Source organism: Mumia sp. (assembly GCF_028803055.1).
Lineage (GTDB): Bacteria > Actinomycetota > Actinomycetes > Propionibacteriales > Nocardioidaceae > Mumia.
This window is the reverse complement of the sequence record NZ_JARBCJ010000254.1, coordinates 1-3,661: the sequence shown is the minus strand read 5'-3', so window position 1 is coordinate 3,661 and position 3,661 is coordinate 1. Positions and strand designations below refer to the sequence as shown.

Here is a 3,661-nt window from a genome sequence, read left to right as displayed (position 1 = left end):
CATGCCCGATCGAGATCCGCGCCGCGGTGACGGCGACGACTTCGACTGGCTCTACGGCCCTGGCGACGACGCCACGCGGGTCGTCGGAGGCCCGTCGTCGCAACCGTACGGTGGCCCGCCGTACGGTCCTCCGCACCAGCAGCCGCACCCCGGCCAGCCGCAGCAGCGGCCGTCGGACCTGCCCCCGATGCAGTTCCCCGACGAGCGCCGGCCGGCCGCCACGCCGCGCCGCTCGGGCGGAGGCGGAGGCGCGGGCCGCCGGTGGCTCCGGCCGCGCCGGATCATCCCCCTGCTCCTGGTGGCATGGCTGATCTTCCTGATCGCGGTGCCCGTGTGGGCGTGGGGAAAGATCGAGAAGGTCGACGCCACGCCGGGTGGTGAGCGTCCCGCCGACCAGCCGGGCACGACCTACCTGCTCGTCGGCTCGGACAGCCGTGAAGGGCTGACCAAGGCCCAGCGCAAGAAGCTCGCGACCGGCAACGCCGAAGGAAGGCGTACCGACACGATCATGATGATGCACGTCGGTGGCGGACCGACGACGCTCGTCTCCATCCCGCGCGACTCCATCGTCCCGATCCCCGGCCACGGCCGTACCAAGATCAACGCGGCGTACGCGTACGGCGGGCCCAAGCTGCTCGTCGAGACTCTGGAGCAGTCCACCGGCGTCCGTATCGACGACTACGTCGAGATCGGTTTCGGCGGCTTCGTCAACATGGTCGACGCCGTCGGTGGCGTCGAGATCTGCCCGAAGCAGGGGATCAAGGACAAGGACGCCGGCCTCAAGCTCAAGAAGGGCTGCCAGGAGGTCGACGGCGCGCAGGCCCTCGGGTACGCCCGCTCGCGCCACTCGTACGCGACGCAGGACCTCCAGCGGGTCCAGTCCCAGCGCGAGGTGCTCGGAGCGATCGCGGGCGCGGTGAAGTCGCCGTCGACGTTCTTGAACCCGTTCCGGTACGCCGGCGTCGTGACGGCAGCGACCGACTCGCTGCGGATCGGCGACAACGTCGGCCCGATCTCGTTGGGCCGGTTCGCGTGGAGCCTGTCGGCGGCGATGGGCGGCTCGGGTCACAACTGCACGGTCCCGATCGCCGACGCCTCGGTCCGGTGGGACAAGAAGCGGGCCCTCACGCTGTTCGGCTACATCAAGGCCGGCGAGACCGACAAGATCACCAAGGCCGTTTGTACCAAGGATGGTCTACCCGCGCGCTGACCCCGCCCGGTCTCTGCTAGGTTCAGCGCCATTCTTCGGCGTGGGCAGCGATGCCTCGAACTGATCGGAAACCGCTGTGGCACGTCGTGTTGTCGTGGGGTTGGTTGCTGCTGCCGTGCTGGTGGCGTCCGGAGCGGGGCAGGTTCCTGCAGGGGCGGCGGAGACGGCGGTGTCCGGCTCAGCGCCGCCGGTTCTGACCTCCCCGGCTGCGGAGTCGGAGGTCGGCGGGACGGCCGAGCTCGCCGCGACGTCGGAGTCGCCGTACGTGGTCTTCGAGCTGGCGACGTCGGCAAGCTCGTCGTGGATCGTCCGGCGCACGCCGGTGGCTGCCGGCGCGGACGGCATCTTCCGCGGCACCCTGCCGACAGCCGGGCTCCCCCCACGGTTCGTCGCATGGGTCCGGGCATGCTCCGATGCGAGCCTGGAGTCGTGCACCACCGCCAGCGAGGCCGTCCCGGTGCTGGGGCTGCGGCCGACGCTCACACCGACCAAGCCGTTGCCGTCGGTGATCGACCCGTCGGTCATCAAGCGGGTCTCGCTGCGGGCCACAGGTCTCGGGGGGTTTCCGGCGACGGTCGACGGCGGCGTCAGGAGCAGGCAGGTCCGTGACGGCGACGTGATCGATGTCGACATCCCGAGCACATCGAGTGTCGACGTCTACGTCTCGCTGCAGCAGTGCAGTCCGCTCAATGCGGCGGTGTGCGAGGGAGCGGGCCTCTCCCTCAGGGTTCGCAAGGAACCGGACATCACCCTGTCGAGTCCGGGGCCGATGCTGCTGAGCCAGAACGGCGACGGCCTGTGGGAGACCGCGACCAGCCACGTGAGCCTGGACTCCCGTACTCCGCTCACTGCCCGCTGGCGGATCATCTCGACTGCCGGTGCCACGGTTGCCGGCCCGTACGAGTTCACCGCCGACGAGATCCGGGCGGGACAATTCGGCGGAAACTGGGCGGGGACCAATTTGCGCGTCCTGATCGACCCGAAGGCACGTCTGGGTCGTCCTCTGCCGGCCGGTGAGTACCGGTTCGAGGTCGAGGTCACCGCGACGGCCACCGACTTCACGAAGTCCGCCCGCAAGAGCGTGCCGCTGTTCGTGAGCAACGCCGCGAAGATCACGAGCTTGACGCCGACGACGCCCTTCTTCTACCCGTTCGCTGGCGTCGGCCCTGGCTCCGGGGTGCCGACCGTGATGAGGTTCAGCCCTGCGCTCGACCCCATCGAGGCGAGGTACGGCGACATCCGCTACAGGATCCTCGCGAGCAACGGCAAACCCCTGGGCGGCAGCACGCCGCTCCTGGGTATCGCGGGTGCGTTGGAGTGGAACGGTCGCTACTGGAAGGACGGCGTGGCGACCGTGGCGCCCAGTGGACGCTACCGGCTCGAGCTCGTGAGAACGCGGAACTGCACCCACACCGGATGCGAGTACGTGTACGGGCCGGTTTCGGCTCCGTTCACGGTCCGCGCCACCCCGCCAAAGCTCATCAAGACGACGGTGAGAGCCTCCGCGCGCTCCACGTTGAAGCGCACCCTGGTGAAGCGGAACGCCCGCGTCAAGCGCGCCAGGCATGGCAACGTGCGATTCGTGCGGAAGGCGGGAGGGCGGGGACTGGGACGCGTGACGACCCTGCACTCGTTGCGGATCCCTGGCGACCGCAACCGTGATCTCTGGTTCGCCGCTCGTGTGCGTCTGCGAGGCACCTGGGGCACGCAGAACGACATCAGGATCGCCGTCGTCACGCCACGAGGGCGGACCCTCCCCTTCCGCCATCTCCCCAGCACGCGACGCCACCTCGCCTTCGATGCCGCTGAGCGGGAGGTCGGCGCCGACGGGCGCCTGCGGCTCAAGGTCATCTGGAAGGGCAAGAAGCCCGTCCGGTTGGACCAGTTCGTGGTCACCTACCGCAAGTACGACCTCAGGTCGTGAGCTGAGGCAGGTGGGCACGGGCCGAGACCCGTGCCCACCCGTCTGGGCGGTGGGTTCAGTCTTCGATGTCAGAGAGCAGGAACTCGACACCGCCGGTGGCGAGGTCGAAGGCGTCGCGCCCCACCGCCATTCCGTTCTCGTGCTCGAAGGCAGCGACGGCCGTGTCGTAGTCGGCGAAGTACAGGTCGGCAGTGCGCCACCGCGGCCGCGGGGTGCCGTCCTCCTTGGGGAAGACCTTGCCGTACTCCGCGCGCAGGAGATCCGGGACCTGTGACACGAGCTCCTTGTGCGCCTTGTAGCGGCGCTCGAACTCCTCTTCGTCGACCGGGTTGGCGTAGATCATGGTGAGCTTGGCGGTCATGGTGTCCTTCTTTCGTCGATGGGATGGATCGGGCTTGTCACGTCGAGCGACGTGCCGCTGCCGGACGCGGGGCTCACCTCGCGGCTCGCTCGATGACGTCGGTCACGACGCCGGGGCGGCTGAGCATGACCGCGTGGGAGGCGTCGACCTCGGTGACGTGGGCGCC

The 3,661-nt window shown here is 69.3% G+C and carries 3 protein-coding genes; 2 read left to right on the top strand and 1 reads right to left on the bottom strand.

The window, feature by feature from the left end:
- A partial coding sequence (locus tag PV363_RS16590; protein WP_301022925.1) for an LCP family protein occupies positions 1 to 1,210 on the top strand: 1,210 nt, incomplete at its 5' end.
- Positions 1,211 to 1,286: 76 nt separating this feature from the next.
- Positions 1,287 to 3,134 carry a hypothetical protein gene (locus PV363_RS16585; protein WP_220365021.1) on the top strand — a complete coding sequence of 616 codons (1,848 nt, stop codon included), beginning with the start codon at positions 1,287 to 1,289 and terminating at the stop codon, positions 3,132 to 3,134.
- 55 nt (positions 3,135 to 3,189) lie between these two features.
- On the opposite strand, the gene PV363_RS16580 is transcribed toward PV363_RS16585, so the two are convergent.
- Positions 3,190 to 3,495, bottom strand: coding sequence for an EthD family reductase (locus PV363_RS16580; RefSeq protein ID WP_301022924.1), 306 nt, complete (start codon positions 3,493 to 3,495; stop codon positions 3,190 to 3,192).
- Between the last annotated feature and the right edge of the window lie 166 nt (positions 3,496 to 3,661).

Bases quoted from the DNA above. Each gene is read 5' to 3' on its own strand.
- PV363_RS16580 (WP_301022924.1), bottom strand. From the start codon at position 3,495: ATGACCGCCAAGCTCACCATGATCTACGCCAACCCGGTCGACGAAGAG.